General features: G+C 64.8%; 12 protein-coding genes. 4 read left to right on the top strand and 8 right to left on the bottom strand.

The features are described from left to right. Positions 1–144: 144 nt before the first annotated feature. The 6 genes from MJD61_00480 to MJD61_00455 all read right to left on the bottom strand — a co-directional run bounded on the left by MJD61_00480 (position 145) and on the right by MJD61_00455 (position 7,578). Positions 145–942, bottom strand: a complete 798-nt coding sequence (locus MJD61_00480; protein MCG8553755.1) for a hypothetical protein — start codon at positions 940–942, stop codon at positions 145–147. 581 nt (positions 943–1,523) lie between these two features. After that, positions 1,524–2,843, bottom strand: coding sequence for a sigma-70 family RNA polymerase sigma factor (locus MJD61_00475; protein ID MCG8553754.1), 1,320 nt, complete (start codon positions 2,841–2,843; stop codon positions 1,524–1,526). A 524-nt stretch (positions 2,844–3,367) separates the two neighbouring features. Next, on the bottom strand, positions 3,368–3,793 hold the full coding sequence (locus tag MJD61_00470) for a CBS domain-containing protein (protein ID MCG8553753.1): 426 nt from the start codon (positions 3,791–3,793) through the stop codon (positions 3,368–3,370). A gap of 229 nt (positions 3,794–4,022) precedes the next feature. Then, positions 4,023–5,273: a DUF4105 domain-containing protein gene (locus MJD61_00465; protein MCG8553752.1), complete on the bottom strand. Its 1,251-nt coding sequence runs from the start codon at positions 5,271–5,273 to the stop codon at positions 4,023–4,025. 40 nt (positions 5,274–5,313) lie between these two features. Then, a complete protein-coding gene (locus tag MJD61_00460; GenBank protein ID MCG8553751.1) occupies positions 5,314–7,047 on the bottom strand; it encodes a cytochrome b N-terminal domain-containing protein in 1,734 nt (577 codons plus the stop codon). Between the two features lie 3 nt (positions 7,048–7,050). Next, positions 7,051–7,578: a Rieske (2Fe-2S) protein gene (locus MJD61_00455; protein ID MCG8553750.1), complete on the bottom strand. Its 528-nt coding sequence runs from the start codon at positions 7,576–7,578 to the stop codon at positions 7,051–7,053. Positions 7,579–7,843: 265 nt separating this feature from the next. Here MJD61_00455 and MJD61_00450 point away from each other — a divergent pair, with 265 nt between their 5' ends. The 4 genes from MJD61_00450 to MJD61_00435 all read left to right on the top strand — a co-directional run bounded on the left by MJD61_00450 (position 7,844) and on the right by MJD61_00435 (position 16,761). Next, a complete protein-coding gene (locus MJD61_00450) occupies positions 7,844–10,072 on the top strand; it encodes a BamA/TamA family outer membrane protein (GenBank protein MCG8553749.1) in 2,229 nt (742 codons plus the stop codon). A gap of 194 nt (positions 10,073–10,266) precedes the next feature. Continuing rightward, the gene (locus MJD61_00445; GenBank protein ID MCG8553748.1) at positions 10,267–14,730 is read left to right on the top strand and encodes a translocation/assembly module TamB domain-containing protein; all 4,464 of its coding nucleotides are present in this window, start codon (positions 10,267–10,269) and stop codon (positions 14,728–14,730) included. A gap of 118 nt (positions 14,731–14,848) precedes the next feature. Beyond that, positions 14,849–16,210: a phosphoglucosamine mutase gene (glmM, locus tag MJD61_00440; protein MCG8553747.1), complete on the top strand. Its 1,362-nt coding sequence runs from the start codon at positions 14,849–14,851 to the stop codon at positions 16,208–16,210. Between the two features lie 53 nt (positions 16,211–16,263). Continuing rightward, positions 16,264–16,761, top strand: coding sequence for a TlpA family protein disulfide reductase (locus MJD61_00435; protein MCG8553746.1), 498 nt, complete (start codon positions 16,264–16,266; stop codon positions 16,759–16,761). Between the two features lie 6 nt (positions 16,762–16,767). Here MJD61_00435 and MJD61_00430 read toward each other — a convergent pair whose 3' ends face one another. Then, a complete protein-coding gene (locus MJD61_00430; GenBank protein ID MCG8553745.1) occupies positions 16,768–17,784 on the bottom strand; it encodes a CdaR family protein in 1,017 nt (338 codons plus the stop codon). Beyond that, positions 17,784–18,553 (bottom strand): diadenylate cyclase CdaA (gene cdaA / locus MJD61_00425; GenBank protein ID MCG8553744.1); only part of this gene is annotated, 770 nt, incomplete at its 5' end. The genes cdaA and MJD61_00430, both read right to left, overlap by 1 nt.

Genomic DNA, 18,553 nt, shown 5'->3' with positions numbered 1-18,553 from the left:
CCGGCTCTGACGGCCGCTGGCGGTGTTGCACCTCCTCGAATATGCGCTGCACAGCATCGAAATGAACCGCAGTCATCGTCGGTGCGCCTTGCCAGCGACCGACAGCCCTCGACGCCAATCGATCACAATCCCTGGCAAGCGATACTAGTCGTGGGTGCCGCCGCCGCTGCTGCCCCCATGAGCGCCGCCGCTGCTGCCCCCATGAGCGCCGCCGCTGCTGCCCCCGCCATGAGCACCGCCGCTGCTGCTGCCGCCGTGAGCGCCCCCTGCCCCCGGACAGTCGGCTCCGCAGACCAGGACTCCACCCGGACAGACCGTGGGCTGACCGTGCGTGCACATTTCGAAGTGGCAGGCCGCGGCCGCCGAGCCGCAATGCGTCGTGCACTCGGCCTCGCTGCAAACCACATTGCACGCCATGGTGCCATCGCAGTTGATGTCGCACCGAGCGCCCTGACTGCACGCGACCCTCACCACGCCCCCCAGGTGCGCGTTCACCTTGCAGCTCGAACCCGTGCACTCGATATGGTAGTTGGTGTGGATTGGGCCCGCCACGAGACAGCTAGCGCCCTGCGGGCACATGGCATTGCAGTTGGACCCAACGCACTGGATGTCGCAGCACGGACTGTGGCAGGCACAATGCGGTCCATCGAGGCACTGCATGGGGTGTTGCGGACACGGCTCACCGGGTGCAGGAAGGTGGCCCGCGCCAGGAACCCCGTGACCACCCATCATACCGGCGCCGTGGCCGCCAGGTGCCGGGTCATGTCCGCCCGGGGTCCCGTGTCCGCCGGGCGCCGGATCATGCCCGCCCGGTGTCCCATGTCCCCCCGGGGTCCCGTGCCCGGTGTGCGGATCGTGATCCGGAACGGCGTCCACGTAGCAGGCACCGACCAGGAATGTTGAGGAAGCAAACCCGAGGGACAGGAGCAGCCTTCGCGTCATCGGATCACCTAGCCCGTCATGACTTGACGCCGTGCTTGCTTGGCACTCGCGCGTTTCAAGCCTCGTTTTAGTGCCATCGGAGGGCTAGCGCCACCCACGAGCATGTACGCAACGCGTCTTTTGTGCACCAAAGATTGCGCAAAAACAACAAAAGCCGAAGGCCGCTCGATGCGCCACGGCCTCGGCGCTGTCAAACCACCTGGCAGCCCCTGGGGTCCGTCCGGCAAAGCCGCTCTAGATCTAGCCGAGCCCGAAACAAAAAGCGCGGCGTGGTAGCACGATGGCTTGACTATCCTGCCGGCGTATGCTCTACATAATGTGTTCTCTGTCAGGAGAACGCAGGGCCCGCACAGTCACGCCCCCCCGCTGTGCGGGCTTTGCCTTATCTGGACTATGCCCAAGAGAGGCGGACATGGATGGTGCAATCCAGTTCGTCGCCCGCGCAGGACAGGGCTTTGGCGGCGCACATGCTCAAGGGGTCAGAGCTGCGCGCGCACCCACCACGATCACACCCGGCTGACCGCTACAGGCTCACCCGACTCCAGCACTGCCGGCAACGGGACGGTTCTTGAGCGAGTTGCTCAGGCACCCAGGGCTGCGGCATCCGCGCCAAGTCGCGCGGCGGCCTGACGTTTCCGCTCCTCGACTTGATCGCGGATCTTGCCCAGCGCCTGCACCTCGATCTGACGGATTCGCTCCCTCGACAGGTTGTACTTGTCGCCGATCTCGCGCAGCGTGAGCTCGTCTTCGCCATCGATGCCGAAACGCCAGCGCAGGATCCGAGCTTCCATTGGTGTGAGCTCGCCGAGAAGGCGCTGCACCTCGTCGTTCCACGTCTTTGACTCCAGTGTTTCCTCAGGAGTGGGCGTGTGCTCGTCCTCGACGAGATCGACGAAACGCCGGCTGCCATCTTCGTCGTCGACCGGGCTGTCCAGCGAGAACGGCGATGAATAAACACCCGACTCCCGCAGCGCGCTGAGCTTCTCTGCAGAGATGCCGGTCTCGTTCTGCAGGGCCTCCTCGTCAGGCTCGATTCCCGTCTGAGCAATGATCTTGCGAGTCGCCTTGGTGACGCGGTAATGCGCATCCACCATGTGAACAGGCACGCGTACCAGCCGCCCACGGTCGGCCATACCGCGCGTCAGTGCATGTCTGATCCACCAGGAGGCGTACGTGCTGAAGCGGTAGCCCCGCGTGTGGTCGAAGCGCTCCACCGCCTTGATGAGCCCAAAGTTGCCTTCCTGCACCAGGTCGGCCATGGGCAGCCGGCCCCGATTGTAGCGCCGGGCCATGGACACGACGAGCCTGAGATTGGCCGCCACGAACCTGTTTTTGACCGACTGTTGCGCGTCGGAGGCCCTTCGCACCACCTCGAGATAGCGGCGGAGCCCCACGGGCACCCGGGTCGGCGCCGCGATCAGCTCCGTCGGGCCTGCCTCCCCAGCAAGCCGGCGCACGGCGCCATGACCGTCCTTGACTATGATCCGATCGACGTCCAGGTCCCGAAGCACCGAGGCAAGCTCCGCAGCCACGCGATCCCAGCGCGCCCGGTCTCGCTTGCTGAGCCTGCGGCCGCCGAACAACCGGGCCAGCCTACGCAACGTGGCCACCTGATTGGGAATCTCCTCCAGATGCCACTTGAGCACTTGAGCCAGCGTGTCCACTGCCGGCGGATAGCTCAGCAATGCCTCCCAGTACTGCTCCTCCAATCGACGCACGGTCTTGGCAAGCTCGATCTCCTCGCTTGGCTTCAGGACCTGCACCTCCGCCATCTCGGAAAAGTAGCGCGCGAGCACGCCTCCCAGCTCGATCTCCATCTCGCGCGGGACCTCACGCGGGACGACCGCCTCGGCACTGCTCTTGGTCGGCACGGTAGCCCGGTTGTCTGGTTGCGGTCTCACCCGACCTAGCTCCTGCCCCCCGATTCCGCCATTTGGTGGTTGACTACTATGTGATGACTGACTGCTATTCGTTAACTGAGGAATCATGCCAAGTATTTCCTAGTATTTCCTAAGTCGCCCCACCTCGATTAACTACCGCACAAACACGCGCTCGCGTTACATCTGCCCCCGGCCGAACGATCTCTCGGGTACCGAATTGCGGCTGGAACCAAAATTGCGGCTGGAACCAAAATGCGATCCACGGCCGCCGATGGGCCGCCCCATATAGCGCGTGCCATCCGGGTCGACGAGATCGTTTCCGCTGTTTTTTGCCCCTTCCGAACCGAATTTGGGCACGATACCTGCTTTGTCAAGTGATACTTCGGCGACTGACGAACACACCGCGTCTCGACAAGCAACGGGTCGATCGCACAAGATTCCACTTTAGTCGCCATATTCTCTAGTAGACGGAATTCTGTATTGGATGGTCAGCGAGGCAGCGGGAGGGAGCCCGTCGGCTGCGAAACAGCAGTGAAAAACAACCGTCATTTTGGAAGGCCGATCTCCTTCCGGATCGTCTCCGCGACTCCTCCTAGCCGCTCTGCAATCTGAATAATGGCGTCATCCATGGAGACCATCCCGCACAGCGCGCCGGTTTCGTCCACCACGGGTATTCGACGAATCGAGAGCTCTCGCATGGTTTGGATCGCCTCGGCCAGGGTCCGGGAGCTGGCCAAGAACACAGGCTGCCCCGTCATGACGTCGGCGAGTGTCGTTCGCTGTGGATCCTCGCCGGCCGCCAGCACACGCTGTACAAGATCACGGTCGGTTACCATTCCTACCGGACGGCGGTCCTGGGCCACGACCACGGCACCGATGTTCTCATCACGCATGAGGCGCGCTGCCTGAACGCAGTTGGCACTCGGGGGAAGCGATTCGATGGGTCTGACAATCAGTTGTTCCAGTAGCATCGGAGCACCATGGCCATGCGGGGCTGACGACCGGCGCTAGCGGCTCGCGCCAACCTCGCCGGACATCGAAAAGCAATAACCGCGCCGTTCCTCCCTCGACACGCGCCAAATTGCCGGGGCAACTGGCCCGCATCGCTGCAGCCCCTGCTTCGTCGGGTGCAAGGATATCACAACCAGGCAGGACCAGCGCAACCTGTGCGCGAGCGTCTGAAGGAAGGCAACTCCGGCATCATGCTTGGGCGGGACGCCTACCAAGGTAGAAGGCAAGACCCAGCCCCAGATTCGTTGGCAGCACCAGCGCGACTACCAGCCAGTTGTCCTGATCGAAGCTGGGGAGCGCCTTCAGCAGTAGTCCAAGGATGCTGAGGAGGGCGAGCATCCCCCAAAGCCGGCGTAGCCGCCGCAGCGAGCGCTCGGGTCTCACCCAGAGCCCGATCCCGAGCGGGACCGCGAGCAAGGTCAAGGGATTGGCGAGCAGAAGGTTCTCGTTGTAGTAGGTTACCGTGTGCTCGGTCAGGGTGGCCATCAAGAACAGAAGCAGTCCCGGCAGGCCGAATAGCAGGCCGACGCAGGCGTTGTGAGCGCCGAGGGCGCGCACCGGCCAGCGGCGCCTTGTCCTTCGTCTCTTGCGCTCAAGCGCAACGGCAATCCCGCCCAGCGACAGACCACACACGAGCAGCTCTGGCCACAGCCGCGAGGGTAGCTCTGGCGTTGAGGTGCGCGATGACTTGAACCGAGTCTCGGTCCGCGCCACCAGCGCCACGCGCCGGCCGTCTGGAGTCAGGTAGCTTGCTGCGAGCACCTGGCGCTCAAGCTCCTCGGGCAAGAATCCCTCGTGCCAGATCCGAATGGCTTGCTCCATGTGGTCGTTCATCCAGAACACCAACAGCAGGTCGAACCAGGTGCTTACCTGGGCGTAACGACGTGTGTGGCTCCGAAAAGAAAGCCGCGCGGGGTGTTGCCCCGCTTGCTTCAACTGACCGTCGATCGCCCCGTCGATCACATCGCGGACCCGCGTCGAGCAGTTGTTCACGTAGTGGTGGTAAAGGTAGTCGCGGTTGGAGGGCAGAACGTCGTGCTCCAACTGGCGCGCAACGGCCAAGCGTCGCTCGGGCACCAAGTTGAGCTCGTGGATTCGCACATCGCGGTTGCCGGCCATGTACTGGCGGTAGGTGGGCTCTGCAGGCGCTCGCCCCGCCCAAAACACCAGGCGCCCCATCATGTACTTCGGCAGCATGTCGAAGCCGAAACTGAAAAGCCCGTAATTATACAGTGTCTTCCTATTGGAGCGCTTGTCCTCGACCACGAGGGCGTTGTGCCCAAAGAACTGGTGGATCTGGTCACCTGGTCCGAAAGTAACGAGACTGATCGCAAGGTCCCCTCCGTGCTGAAACGGCAGGTGCTGCGCCCAGACCGCCGCGGGCAGGCAAAGGTGAGCCGACAGCATGGCCAGGGACAGCTCGGGGAAGCCAAAACGCATGCGACCGAATACTTGGGGCCTCGTCGCGATGCAACCGCGATTATTCTTTCGGAATCGGCGGATACGGAAAATCCGGTCGACCGAAGCGCTGCCCGCGCAGGTAGGTGGCCAACATGGCGATGTCGTGCTTGCTGAGCTCGTCCTCGAAGGAGGTCATTTCGTTCAGCTCGCCGTACTGCTGCTCCGAGGCGGGATTCGCTATCTGACGCTCGATCCATGCGAGCGATGCCCATCCCGTCAGGTTGGGCCCATCGAAAACGAAGGCACCGTCCTGCTCGAACACGTGGCAGTCCATGCATTCTTCCTCGAACACCTTGGCACCCTGTTCAACCAGCCGCGGCTCGAACGGTGGGTCGCCCTCTTCGTGGCCCTGAGCAAACAGGAGCTCGACGACGGCCTTGGTTCGAGCCGGACCCAGCTGCTCGACCATGGACTCCATCTCACTGATGCCGCTGGCTCCGAAGTAGTGCTCGGAGTCGGGATCGTGCAGCAACCCGATTAGCCACCGCCGAGAGCCGAACCCTGTGTGGTCCGGCGCCTCGCGCTCCCCCTCCCCGTCCAGAACGTGGCACTTCGAACAATAGCGCGCGTACAGGTCAGGGCCACGGGTCTGCGGGTCGTTTCTCAACATCGCGAGCGGCCCTCCGGGCGGCAGACCGTGGGCCGCCAGCTCCATGGAGCGCTTGGCACGGAGGTCTGCTTTGACCTTGCTACGCTGGTAGTCCTGGTCCAGGGCGTCGTCACGCAGCGACATCCCGGTCAGCATGGCGACCCCCGCGACTCCGGCGACCACAGCACCCACCCAGGGTAAGCGCTCGCGCACGCGGGTCGTCTTGGCCCTGTCAAGAAACGGCAACACGAAGAGGAACACGCTGGCCAGCGCCGGCAGCACAACCGTGCCGATCAACTCGAGCGAGCCGGGGACGTACTTCAGCAATTGAAACAGAAACAGAAAGTACCACTCCGGCCGAGGGGGATAGGCGACGCTGGGATCCGCAGGCGCGTCCAGGTGGGCGCCGTGATACACGGTCGTCAGTACCGCAACGACTGCCAGAACCAAGACGGCAAAAACCAAGTCCTTGGCGGCCTGGGCAGGAAAGAAACGCTGGCTGACCCGCAAGTCGGCGCCAGCCGGCGGAGTAGCACCGTTTTTGCGGAACAGCGCCACATGGCACGCCACGATCAGTACCAGGATAGCGGGCAGCACCCCGACGTGCAGCGCATAGAAGCGCGTGATCGTTGCCTGACCGTAGTCCACCCCTCCCACGATCAGGGACTGGATCGCAGGCCCTGCCAAAGGCAGCGTGCCCGCGATGTTGGTGGCAACCTTGGTGGCCCAGTAGCCCTTTTGATCCCAGGGAAGCAGATAGCCCGTGAGCGCGAGGCCCTGCACTATCGCCAGCAGAGCCAGGCCTGCCCACCAGGTCACCTCTCGCGGCCGCTTGTACGCGCCGTAGACCACGACCTGAAGCAGGTGCAGCCCGAGCACAATCACCATCGCCTGGGCCCCAAAGTGGTGCAGGCCCCGCACGAACCATCCGCCTGTGACCTGGTGCTGGATGTAGTAGACGCTGGCCCAAGCGCCGCTGACCGACGGGGTGTACGTCGCCATCAGCAGCAGTCCCGTCACCAGCTGCAGCGCGAAAATCGCGAGCAGACCGCTCCCGAAAACGTAAGCCCAGCGCGATCCCCCCTCGATCTCCTCGTCGAGCGCCTGGCTCAGCAGCGCCCGGTAGGCCGTTCGATCATCGAGCCAGTCGAGAACCCGCCGCACGACTCAGCCAACCTCCACACGCTCGCGCACCTGGGGACGAAAGCGTACGAAGCGAACGTGCACCTGGTCGTCCTTGACGCGAACCTCGAGCGGGTCCATGCCACGGGGAGACGGTCCGCCCTTGACATCGCCCTCCCTCGTAAATGCGCTATCGTGGCAGGGGCACTTGTAGTGCTTGTTGTCCTTGTCAAACGCGATCGCGCAGCCGAGGTGGGGGCACTCTGCCGTCAGGGCCTGGACGCTATCCTTGCCCAGACGACGCAGCCAGACCGTTCCCAACCTGGTCTCGGGAAACCTGGTCCAGGCGTCGACCTGCTCGCCTACGACAGCTGCCGAAACGGGAACATCCTCATCCAGGGTGGACAAGTCGGCGACCCGAATCCAGCGACCGTGGTCCTTGCGACCCCTGAGCAAGGGATCGAGGAGATAGGAGACTCCTGGAATTGCCATCAAGCCGCTGATCGCCGCGCCCCCAACGGCGATGAGCGCGTGAAGTAGTGTCCTACGGCGTAACGTGGGTTCAGCAGTCATGGTGTTTCCTCGTGTCACCGCCAGCGAACATCGCGACTGGGACCTGCAGCCGCGGACCAGAGGTCAGCTTGCCGCAAGCCTGCGAGGCGGTGTGCATCAGAATCGCAAGAAAACCGTTCATCGGGCCGTGCCCTTGAAGACTAGGTATGCAGTCCGCGTCAACTTGCTACCGCCGCAGGCTATTCTTCACGCCGCGCAGAGCGCCCGCTCCGAAGGTAGATAAGGTCGTCGCGCTGGTCATCGCAGCGTTACGCCGGAGACGTCCATGTCCGACCGCCAGGACGCGACAGAGTTGGCCACGAAATCCACGGGTTGGCAAGCGCTACGTTATGCTGCGTGTACGGCACAGCTGGTGTGGCTGGTCGGATGTGCGGAGACAATTCCGCCGGGACGCTACGGCGTGAACTCGCTGCGAATCCGCGGCTCTGAGACACTCGACGAGGACTCGCTGGCCGCGTGCCTGGCCACCCAGCCCCGCGAGCGCTTCTCGTTCAAGCTGGGCCCCAATCCGCTCCCCGAGTGCAACGTCCCACCGTTTGACGCCGGAGGCCTGCGCATCGCCCTGTGGTCGTGGCCCTGGTCGGACTGGCCGCTGTTCGACAACGCCGTTGTCGAGCGCGATCTGCAGCGCATCGAGCGCTGGTATCGGGCGCGCGGCTACTACGACGCTCGTGTAGTGCGGACCCAGGCGACCAGGAACGAACGGGAGAAAACCGTCGATCTCGAAATCGAGCTACGCGAAGGCGAGCCGGTTCGTGTCAGCGAGCTTCGCGTGACCGGGATCGACGCCCTGCCCGCACGGCAGCAATCCAACGTGCACGAGGCACTTCGGATCGAGCTCGGCGAGCCCTTCGACGAAGCCCTGTACGAACGAAGCAAGGAAGCCATACGGCTCGTCCTGGAAGAAGCCGCCTACGCCAAGGCCGCGGTGAGCGGCCGAGTCCAGATCGATCCGAAACAGCGACAGGCGAGTGTGGCCTTCGCGGCGCTGCCGGGGCCCAAGTGCGTGTTCGGCACCGTGCGAGTGCAGGGTCAGGGTCCGCTTTCGACGCGGGCGATTCGCGGCGCGGCTGCGCTGGAAGCGGGCACGGATTACAGCTTGAAGCAGCTTCAGGAAGCTCAGCGGGCCGTGTACGCGCTCGGTCCGTTTGCCTCGGTAGAGCTGACCCCGGTGGTGCGAGCCGAGAGCAACGTCGTAGACGTGTTGGCCCACGTCGTCCCGGCCCGGCGCTTCCGCTTCGGTGTTGGAGCGGGTATCGCGGCGGGACAACCTGACACCTGGACCGACACCATCGACCCGAGTGTCGCCCAGTGGGACACCCATTTGTTGCTGCGAGCGGACCACCGCAACTTCCTCGGCGGCATGCGTCGCCTGCGGATCGAGGATCGACCTCGTCTGATCTTCAAGAACAGCTTTCCACACCTGCGCTCGGAGGTGGGTACAGGGCAACAGGGAGCGGGGCCGACCTTGGGAAATCTGCTCTTCGCCGAATTCCGTCAGCCGGGCTTCATCCTCGAGCGGATGCGCCTTCGAAGCGCGGTGCGCTACGACATCGGCCCCGACCCCTTCGAGGGTTTCGAGCGCCACGATGTGAGCGGCTGGATCGGCCCCGAACAGAGCTTCTTGGGCGGGACGCTGAACCTCGCGGCCACGCTCCACCTGAACCTGCAAGTGCCACAACAGGAATCCAAGCGTGTCGCCTACACCGTCACCTACATGCAGTACGACGCGGTGCTCGACCTACGTGACAATCCTATCAGCCCCAGGCGCGGAGCATATTTGGGGTTGAGCGTGCAGCACGCGAGCAACGTGTTGGGACCGCTGAAGCTGCCGAGCTCCTGGAGCTACCTGCGCCTCACGCCCCAGGCGCGCCTCTACGTGCCTTTGCCCGCCGGCATCGTACTGGCGGCCAGGGCTCGCTTGGGCTTCATGCACATAGGCTTCGCCAGCGACTCGTTGAGGCGAGACTGCAGTACCGAGACAAACCGAGCCGAATGCGAAGCTCAGAATCTAGCGCTCACAAAACTTGGCCCGGTGAACCAAAGGTTGCGCGGCGGGGGCGCGAACAGCGTTCGTGGTTTCGCCGCGAACCAACTGGGAGAGGTACTGGCGTACGGAACATCGCTGGTTAGCGGGGGTCTACGGCAATGGGAAGCGTCGCTGGAACTCCGGACGCCCATCACGGCCAACCTGGGAGCCGCGTTCTTCATTGATGTCGGCGACGTCAGCGGCATGTCGCTCCCGGCGAGCGAAGCGCGCTTTCGCCTCGATCATCCCAACACCTCGCTGGGGCTCGGGCTGCGTTACAGGACGCTCATCGGTCCCGTGCGCTTCGACATGGCTTTCCTCGTGCCGGGATTGCAGGGGCCTCCGCCGCGCCACGCATCGTGCGCGGACGCGCCGGCAACGACCCCATGCGTGCCATCGCAAAGAAACGGTGTGCTTGGGGTGGCGAGCGGAGCGGTGCACATCACCATCGGCGAGTCGTTCTAGTGGTTGAGTCCCTGCTGCGTACAGCGCTCAAGACGTGCGCGTTGGGGCTCGCACTCTCGTTGGGTCTAGTGGCCTACCTGAATATGGGACACGGACAGCAGGTCGCTGCGGGGTAGCTCGCCCACTGGCTGTCGGCGCAGGTGCGAGGCCAAATCCGCATCGGGAAGCTAGGATTGCCATGGGGACGCGCTATCGTGCTGGAACAGGTACGGGTGATCGATCCTGCGGGGCATGAGGTCCTGGGCGCCGAACGCGTAACCCTGGCGCTGGATGTAACGGACAGCGGATTCAGACGCTTGAGCATCAGCAGCGGCCATGCGGAGGGCCTTAGGCTGCGACTCGTCGAGACGGAGTCTGGACTACCCACACTGTTCGATGCGCTCGAGCCAGCACAATCCAGCCCGCCCGGCGACGCGGCGCCAGTGTTCGTGGTGGAAGCACGGGACGCCACGGTGCCTGAAGCGCAGATCAGCGGCGACATGCTTGGGCTCGAGGATCTACGTGCCAGCGTGCGGCATCTCAGATTCCACTTGCGAGTCGCCCATGAGCTCGTGCTCGAAGTGGCCCGGGCGCAAGCATCTGTCACGTCACCATTCCCGTTCGCGCTCGAGTTCTCCAAGCTCAGGGGCGGCTATTCAAGTGCACCGGAGCAGGGACTGCGCGTGGCGTTCTCGGCTCGACGCGGGCAAGAGAGCGTAGCCGGGACCCTGAGCTACGCTCGGCCCGCTCCGAGCGCAGCCGAGAAGCTGCACCTCGGTCTCGATGGGCAGGGCATATCGACCGGCACGCTGATCGGTCTTGGCTACTCCTGGGCCGAACCGTTTGTTGGCCCCATCGAGGGCCGCCTGGCGCTCGACGGGCCCACTGAAGAGCTGCGCCTTGGCGCGCAGCTCGAAACCGCCGGAGGGAGACTCGATGTCAGCGCACGTTTTTCGGATGCCCTGGGCACCGAGGTCCGGATCGACGCGCCCCAACCCCTGAGGGCGTGGCATCTGTTGCGAGACGCGCCCCGGATCGAGGTCGCCGGCGTCGCCGGGCTCAGCTCGGGACCGGAGCCCGAAGCGCCTCTCGACTTCAGCCTGAAGCTCGAACCGTTTCGCTACGAGGGGCTGGCGCTGCCGAGCTTGGCAGCGAGCGGTATCGTTGAAGATGAAGGTCTCAGGATCGGCGAGGTCGCCACCCAGGCGCCCCACCTTTCACTGTCCGGGTCGGGTTTCGTGGGTTTCGACGGGTACTTGGACTTCGATCTGGTCTCGCACCTGCGCGACCTGTCGCGCGACCCAAACCTGCGGCGCCTGCTCCCGGGCGTGCGGGGCCAGGCCCGAGCCGCGGTGCACCTCGAGCTCGGGACGGAGCCTGCGAGGCCGCTGCGCTTGCATGGCACGCTCGAGCTCGACCGACTGCGCTACGGTCCAGTGCAAGCGGATCGCCTGGCGATCGAGGGCAGCCTCGTTGGTGACCCCACCCGCCCCGAGCTGCGTGCGCGCGTGCGCGGTCGAGCGATCGCCGTGTCGGGCTACCGGCTCGGAGGAGCCGACTTCGCGTTGCGTGGCGGCCCGCGGCGCTATCGTGTCGAAGGCAGCTTCGGCAACCGGGACTTCCGGAGCTTCGAGATCAGAGCCAACCTCGAGCTCTCGAGGCACCGGGTGAAGCTGGATGCGCCACACCTGGCGCTCCGCATGGGTCGCCAGCGCTGGCGCGGCGCCGTACGCGGGCTTCGCATCGAGGCGGATCGGGAGATCGCCCTGGCGTCGGCCCATCTGGCCAGCGGCAGCCAACAGCTCGAAGCGTCGTGGCTGCTGCGACGGCGCAAAGCAAGCCGGTTGGACGTCGAGGTCCGCGATTTCGACCTGCGCGCGATCGAGGCCTTGGCAGGAAGGGACTGGCCGCTGCAGGCCGGACGAGCGGACGCTCAGGTACACCTCGAGGGAATGCTGCCAAGCCCCGAGGTGCGGATCCAAGGCAAGCTCCGGGATGCGTCTTTGCGCTCGCTAAAGGGACTCCAGATGTCCTACGCGCTGCACCACGACGGGCGCGAGCTCACCTTGGAAGCGGAGCTTGACCTGACTGCGCGCGGCCGGGTCGCGGTCCGCGGACACGCGAGCCCTCACCTGGAGGCGCGCAGCCTGGTCAAGGCCCTGATGCAGGGACGCTACGAGGTCGACGCGACACTCGATGGATTGCATCTGGAAGCGCTGCGTCAGGCGCTCCCGAAAGAGCCCCCGGCGCGACTCGATGAAGCGCCGAAGCCTCCCGGGGCCAAGCTGCAGCCTGCACCGCGGCCGGCTCTTCCGGTGCAGCGCGCCTTACGGGCGTTCAAGCGTGGAGCGATCCCCCAACTCGCCGGCACACTTGGCGGCACCCTGCACGTCACAGGCAGGGAGGGCGACGTGAGCCTGAGCACCGATCTTCGGGCTGCATCCCTGAGCGTCGCCGGCATCGGTCCGGTGGCACTGCGGACGAAGTTCGACTTGGACGGCAGCAAGGCCTGGCTTGAAGTGAGCGCCAGCGACGGCAAGGGGCTGCTAGGGCAGTTGCGCGCCAGCGGGTCGCTGGAAACGGAGCTGCTGCTGGAGCCGGATCAGGCCATGCGGCGTGCGCTGCACCAGCCCTGGAAGCTGCACCTGGCAACCACCTCGCGCCGGCTCGACAAGCTACCCGGGGACCTTCTGGGCTCGGAGTCGTCGCTGCCCTTACGGCTCGCCTCGGAGTTGCGGGTCGCACGTAGCAACGACGGCGCGATTCGCGGCTGGCTCGTGTTCGACGGTGCGTGGGTCGCCGGCGACCCGAGCGGTCGCTGCGAGAGCGCGGCGCCCACCTTCCGGGCGAGAGCCACGCTGGACGGTGAGCACACAAGGCTCGTGCTCCGGGGACGCCTTGCCGAAGGCGCGCAGGTCCACCTGACTGCCACGGCTGAGACGCCCGTGGCCCGTTGGCTCTCGCAAGGACGGCTCCCCAGCCGGCCACCGCCAACACATCTCGAGGCCACCGCAAACGTGGCCCGGATCAAACAGCTGCCAGCCGCGTGCGAGGTCGGCGACGGTCCCTTGCGGGCGCGGCTCACCTCCCAAGGGCTCTTCGGCCCGAACCCCCGGGCTCAGCTCACCGTCGACGCGCAGCTCGAGCTCATGCGCTCCGAGACGGACTCCATGTGTGGGGGAAAGCCGCTTCTCACGCAAATCCTGCTGGCCGGGAACAAGAAGCGAATCGATGCGTCGGCTACCCTGCGTGGCTGCGGCGGCGGCCCCGGTCGCGTGACGCTGCAGTGGCCGGTACGGTGGCGCTGGGGAGCGCTGCCCGTACCGGGCGAGACTGGCCCAGTCGAGGCCCGGGTGGCGCTGGAGGCTACTCAGCTGCGCCCCCTGCTGATTTGGCTGCCCGAGTTCATCGACGCTCAGGCCCAGGCCACGGGCGAGGTCGCGATTCGCGGCCTCTTGCCGCGGCCTGATGCCGAGGGCGCGCTGCGCCTGCACGACGGCAAGGTACATCTCAGGGGCTTTGGACAGCGCATCAACGACGTGACAGGGACCTTTGAGCTCGACGACGGCATCGTCCACGTCCGCAACCTAAGCGGCCGCGACGGCGAAGGTGCGCTGCACGCCGAAGGCGCACTCGACCTGGAGGGCCTGCGGCCGTCCGGTGCCCGGATCGTTGTAGCGCTGAGCGACTTCCCCACTCGCTACGAGGGCATCCCGGTCTCATGGCTGGCGGGCGACCTGGGGATCCAGGCTACGATCGTGCCCGGGCAGACAAGCGCGCGCGTAGACATCAACTCCATGCAGGTGCGCCTCCCGCAGGAACCGGCCCGCACCCTGCAGGAGCTCGAAGCCCATCCGGATGTCGTCGTGCTCGGCGCCAAGCCCAAGGTGAGGCTGCTGCCCCACAAACTGCGCGTGCATGCCGACGGGAAGCGAGGTTTCTGGGTGCGCCGCAACGACTTCCAAGCCTACGTGCGCGCGGACATGCACGCCGAGTACGACGATCCGTATCTGCGCGTGGCTGGCTACCTGCAGTTCGACCGCGGCGAGTTTCTCGCTTTCAGAAAGCAGTTCCGCATCAACCGGGGAAGCCTCAAGTTCGACGGGTCCACCGAGCTCAACCCCGAAGTCAACCTGAGGGCGACGCACGACCCGGGAATGCCTGGCTCGAGCCCTGTCTCGGTCACGGTAACCGGACGACTCGAGGCGCCCAACGTGGTCTTCACCTCCGCCGCATGCGAAGGCGAGCAAGGCGCGCTCACCATGCTGCTCAGCGGACGCTGCCGGCAGAGCGGCGGCTCGGAGGTCAGCCAGCAGCAGCAACAGAGCATGGTCGCGGGATTGGTCAGCGGTGTGCTCACGCTCGGAGCACAGAGTGAGTTAGGCAAGCTGGTTCCGCTGATCTCCATCCAGAGCACCGGCGCCACCCACAAGGTAAGCGCCCGCTTCGAAGCGCGCCAGCTCATCCCGAAGTTCCTGCGATCCATCGTGCACCAAGCCTACCTGGAAGGCAGCGCCGCCATTCACTCGCCGGACAACAGTCAGCAGGACTCGACAGGCGCCGGCCTGGATCCGGCGTTGGACATGGTCATCGAGCTCTACTTTCCCCACAACATCGTGGGTCGCGGTCGTGTCGCACCCCAGCGGCGCTGGGATCTGGATCTGACCTGGGAGCCGTGATCGCGATCGAAACCAGCTGCCATCACCGCGGTTTTCCCGCAGGCGCGCCCGCCAGCGCATCCAACCTGCGCCGCGGGTCTCGACGCGTTATTCTTGGACAGATCCTCAGGAGCACTGAATGACACGACAGTTGTTTGGAACGGACGGGGTTCGGGGCAAGGCGAACGCCGGCATCATGACGCCCGAGCTCGCTTTTCGGATCGGGGCAGCCATCACCTACCTGGCCCGTCGCAGCACGCACCACCCTCCCCGAGCCGTGATCGGGAAAGACACTCGCATCTCAGGCTACCTTTTCGAGACAGCGCTGGCCTCGGGTATCTGCGCCATGGGAGGACGTGTCATGTTGACCGGTCCGCTACCGACACCGGCAATCGCGCACATCGCCATGAGCATGCGCGCAGATCTGGGAATAGTGGTGAGCGCTTCCCACAATCCCTTTCATGACAACGGAATCAAGATCTTCGGCCGCGATGGATTCAAGCTGCCCGATGAAACTGAGCAAGAAATCGAGCGCCTCGTCGAAAGTGACGTGATCGATCGCAAGCGTCCAACGGGTATTCGGGTGGGACGCGCCGAGCGCATCGAGGGCGCCTGGGGCCGGTACGTGGCCTTCGCCAAGGCCACCTTCCCGCAGCACCTGACCCTGGACGGGGTGGAGATGGTGATCGACGCAGCCCACGGTGCAGCTTACCTGACGGCTCCAAGCGTGTTTTCAGAGCTCGGCGCCACCGTGCACGCGATCGGCGTGCGCCCGAACGGCAGGAATATCAACGCCAAATGTGGCGCGACCCATCCCGAAACCTGTGCGCGCGAGGTCAAGAAGCGTCAAGCGGACCTGGGAATAGCCCTGGACGGGGACGCCGACAGAGTCATCGTGATCGACGACCAGGGCGACGAGGTCGATGGAGACGCCATCATGGCCTTGTGTGCGGGCAGGATGCTGCGCAAGGGAACGCTCAAGCAGGGCACGCTGGTAGCAACCGTCATGTCCAACCTCGGGCTGGAGCACGCCCTAGAGCAATACGGCGGTAAGCTCGTTCGTTGTCCAGTGGGTGATCGATACGTGGTCGAAACGATGCGCAGCGGAGGCTACAACTTCGGCGGCGAGCAGTCAGGACACCTGGTGTTCCTTGACCATGCAACCACTGGCGACGGCACCGTCGCGGCGCTGCAGCTGCTGTCGATCCTGCTGCAGGAGCAGCGTCCCCTGTCGGAGCTCGCCCAAATGGCAATGGCCAGGGTGCCGCAAGTCCAGATCAACGTGCGCCTGCCGAGGCGGCGCCCCCTCGACGAAATGACCGGCACCTGCAGCACCATCCGCGGGGTCGAGCAGAGGCTGGGCAAAGACGGCCGCGTCGTCGTGCGCTGGAGCGGCACCGAACCCAAGCTGCGGGTCATGGTCGAAGGGCCGGACGCGACGCGGATCGCGGACATGGCGCAGACGATATCGAGCGCCGCCCAAAAGGAGGTGCGAGGCTAGTGTCCTGGATCCCTGATTTAGTACCTAAGTCTGGCGAGGTACTAGTACCGCTAGTGTCCTGGAGGCTCCTCGCCGCGACTCTGGCCGCGCTCGTCGGCTTTGGCCACGCAGGCGCGCAGGCGCTTGGCCCGGGCGAGCTCGCACCCAACGCACAGTTCACCGACCTCAGCGGTCGAAGCTTCAAGCTGAGCACGCTGCGCGGCAAGGTCGTCGTGATCGATTTCTGGGCTTCCTGGTGCGCGCCATGCCGCCGGGAGATGCCTTTCTTGGAGCAGCTGTATCGGCGTTACTCGGGCAAAGGGCTGGTCGTGGTCGGTGTGAGCGTGGACAAGCAGCGCCGCCACATCGACGAGTTTCTACGGCAGGTCAAGGTGTCGTTCCCCATCGTACATGACAAGCGGCACCGAATCGCCAAGACGTATAAGCCGCCCAAGATGCCATCGACCTTTGTCGTAGGTCGTCAAGGCTACGTGCGCTTCGTGCACGCGGGCTACCACCAGCGAGACGTGCCCGTGCTCGAAAGACAGATTCGTACCCTGCTCAGGCCGTGACGCCCGCTACGGCGGCGTTCCCTGGGTCGGCTTCGAGGCAACCCTACCCTTGATCGCTGGCCGGGCAGCAGCCTCCATGATCTTTACAAGCACATCGGTCGGTTCGATGCGAACGACAGACAGCTCCTCGGGGATCCCTCGCAGCTTTACCGGCCGAAGCTCGGTAGCGCTCGGAGAATCTGCCTCCGCAAGCTCGACATAAGGCACCAGGCGCTCCCGCTCGAATGCCTCCAGCAGGTGCTTGGGGCCCTGCATCGTGACGTCGACCTTGCTGGGGCGCAGAGCCGCCTGCCGGTCACCCACCACTGCGATCTCCAGCTTGACCAGCTTGCGCTGCTTGAGCTCGAAGGAAACATCGAGTGTCGCCTCGATCAAGACGTCATCGCGATAGACAACGTGTGGGGCGGGTGGCTCGAGAGGAACCCGAGGTTTGTGGATCCCCACGTCAAGCTCACCGAGGTGGATCGGCTCGGTGTAGATGGTCTTCATCGACTGCACGACGGATGCGGGCCCCCTCACCGCGATTTCGGCGGGAGTCGCCTCGGGTTTGCGCGGCAGCGCGAGCCCGGCAGGCAGGGAGCCGCTCGTCGAGACCTCGACCGGGATTCTTCGCTCCTCGGCATCCGCCCAGGTGAGATTGATGGTGGATGGTGCGATCTGGATCACACTGATGCCGGCGGGAAGGTCGATCTCGGAGAACTCGAAGTAGACATAGCGCCGCTCCGTGTCGGCGAGATCGATCTCTACCGGTGGGATGTCGGCTCCCCTGAGCTCGTTCAAACGCGCCCGGCTTCCACGCAGGGTCACTTTCACCTTGTCGGGAAGCTCACTGATGAGCACCTTGCTCGAGTCCCCCGAAGGGTGAATCGCCGCCACATCAACGAACACCGAGCGCTGTGCAGCTTCCGAACCTCTGGCCAGCGAGAACAGGACAACCGCCAGCGCCAGGGAAATCAGCTTGAGCCCAAGGTTGTCGCTCAGCGCGGCCCACAGAGGGCTCACCCGGGACGCCCGCTCTGCCATCAAGGCACCTCCCCGGCCTTCTCCTCGGCCGGGCGCGCGCTCGGCGCTTCGTTCGCCTTCGCCGAAGCCCGCACGCCCGCGCTTTGCTCTTCCTTGGCCGGCTTCTTCTTCTTCTTGGTCTCCTGATAAAACAGGCCGCGCAGTGCCTTTCGCAACGACGCTGCATCGAGATCGCGCACCATATTGCCGTTGAAGCACAAGCTCATCGAGCCCCGCTCCTCCGAAACCACCACGACCACGGCATCGGTTTCCTCGGTCAAGCCCACGGCAGCCCGGTGCCGCGTCCCAAGCGACCGGTCCAACTTGGGTCGGGCGGTCAGAGGAAGGACGGCTCCCGCCTGCCACACGCGCCCTTCGCGGATGATGACCGCGCCGTCGTGCAGCGGGTTTTCGAAGCTCGGCACGAACACGCTGTAGAGCATCTCTTTGCTCACGGCCGCGTCGAGCACGGTACCGTGTTCGATGAACTCGCCTAGATCGGCATCCCGCTCGAACACCATGAGGGCACCGATCCGTTTCTGGGCCAGCATGGAGGCGGACTTGACGACCTCCTCGATGTCGTGTCCCTGCTGCGCGGCACGCACCGAAGTAAAGAACGCACGCTTCCCGAAGCGCATCAAGGCGCGACGAATGTCGTTCTGAAAGATCACGACGATGATCAGCACCAAGGAAGTCAGCAGGGTATCGAGCATCTCGTACAACGTGAGCAAGCCGAGCCGGCGCGAGGCCTGATACACGATGAACACGGCACCAAGCCCGATACCTATCT

This window comes from Pseudomonadota bacterium (assembly GCA_022361155.1).
GTDB lineage: Bacteria > Myxococcota_A > Polyangia > Polyangiales > JAKSBK01 > JAKSBK01.
This window is presented reverse-complemented; position numbering and strand designations above follow the sequence as displayed.

What these genes read in the sequence shown, in the direction of transcription:
- MJD61_00480 (MCG8553755.1), bottom strand. Translation starts at nt 942, where the DNA reads ATGACGCGAAGGCTGCTCCTGTCCCTCGGGTTTGCTTCCTCAACATTC.
- MJD61_00470 (MCG8553753.1), bottom strand. Translation starts at nt 3,793, where the DNA reads ATGCTACTGGAACAACTGATTGTCAGACCCATCGAATCGCTTCCCCCG.
- MJD61_00465 (MCG8553752.1), bottom strand. Translation starts at nt 5,273, where the DNA reads ATGCGTTTTGGCTTCCCCGAGCTGTCCCTGGCCATGCTGTCGGCTCAC.
- MJD61_00455 (MCG8553750.1), bottom strand. Translation starts at nt 7,578, where the DNA reads ATGACTGCTGAACCCACGTTACGCCGTAGGACACTACTTCACGCGCTC.
- MJD61_00450 (MCG8553749.1), top strand. Translation starts at nt 7,844, where the DNA reads ATGTCCGACCGCCAGGACGCGACAGAGTTGGCCACGAAATCCACGGGT.
- glmM (MCG8553747.1), top strand. Translation starts at nt 14,849, where the DNA reads ATGACACGACAGTTGTTTGGAACGGACGGGGTTCGGGGCAAGGCGAAC.
- MJD61_00430 (MCG8553745.1), bottom strand. Translation starts at nt 17,784, where the DNA reads ATGGCAGAGCGGGCGTCCCGGGTGAGCCCTCTGTGGGCCGCGCTGAGC.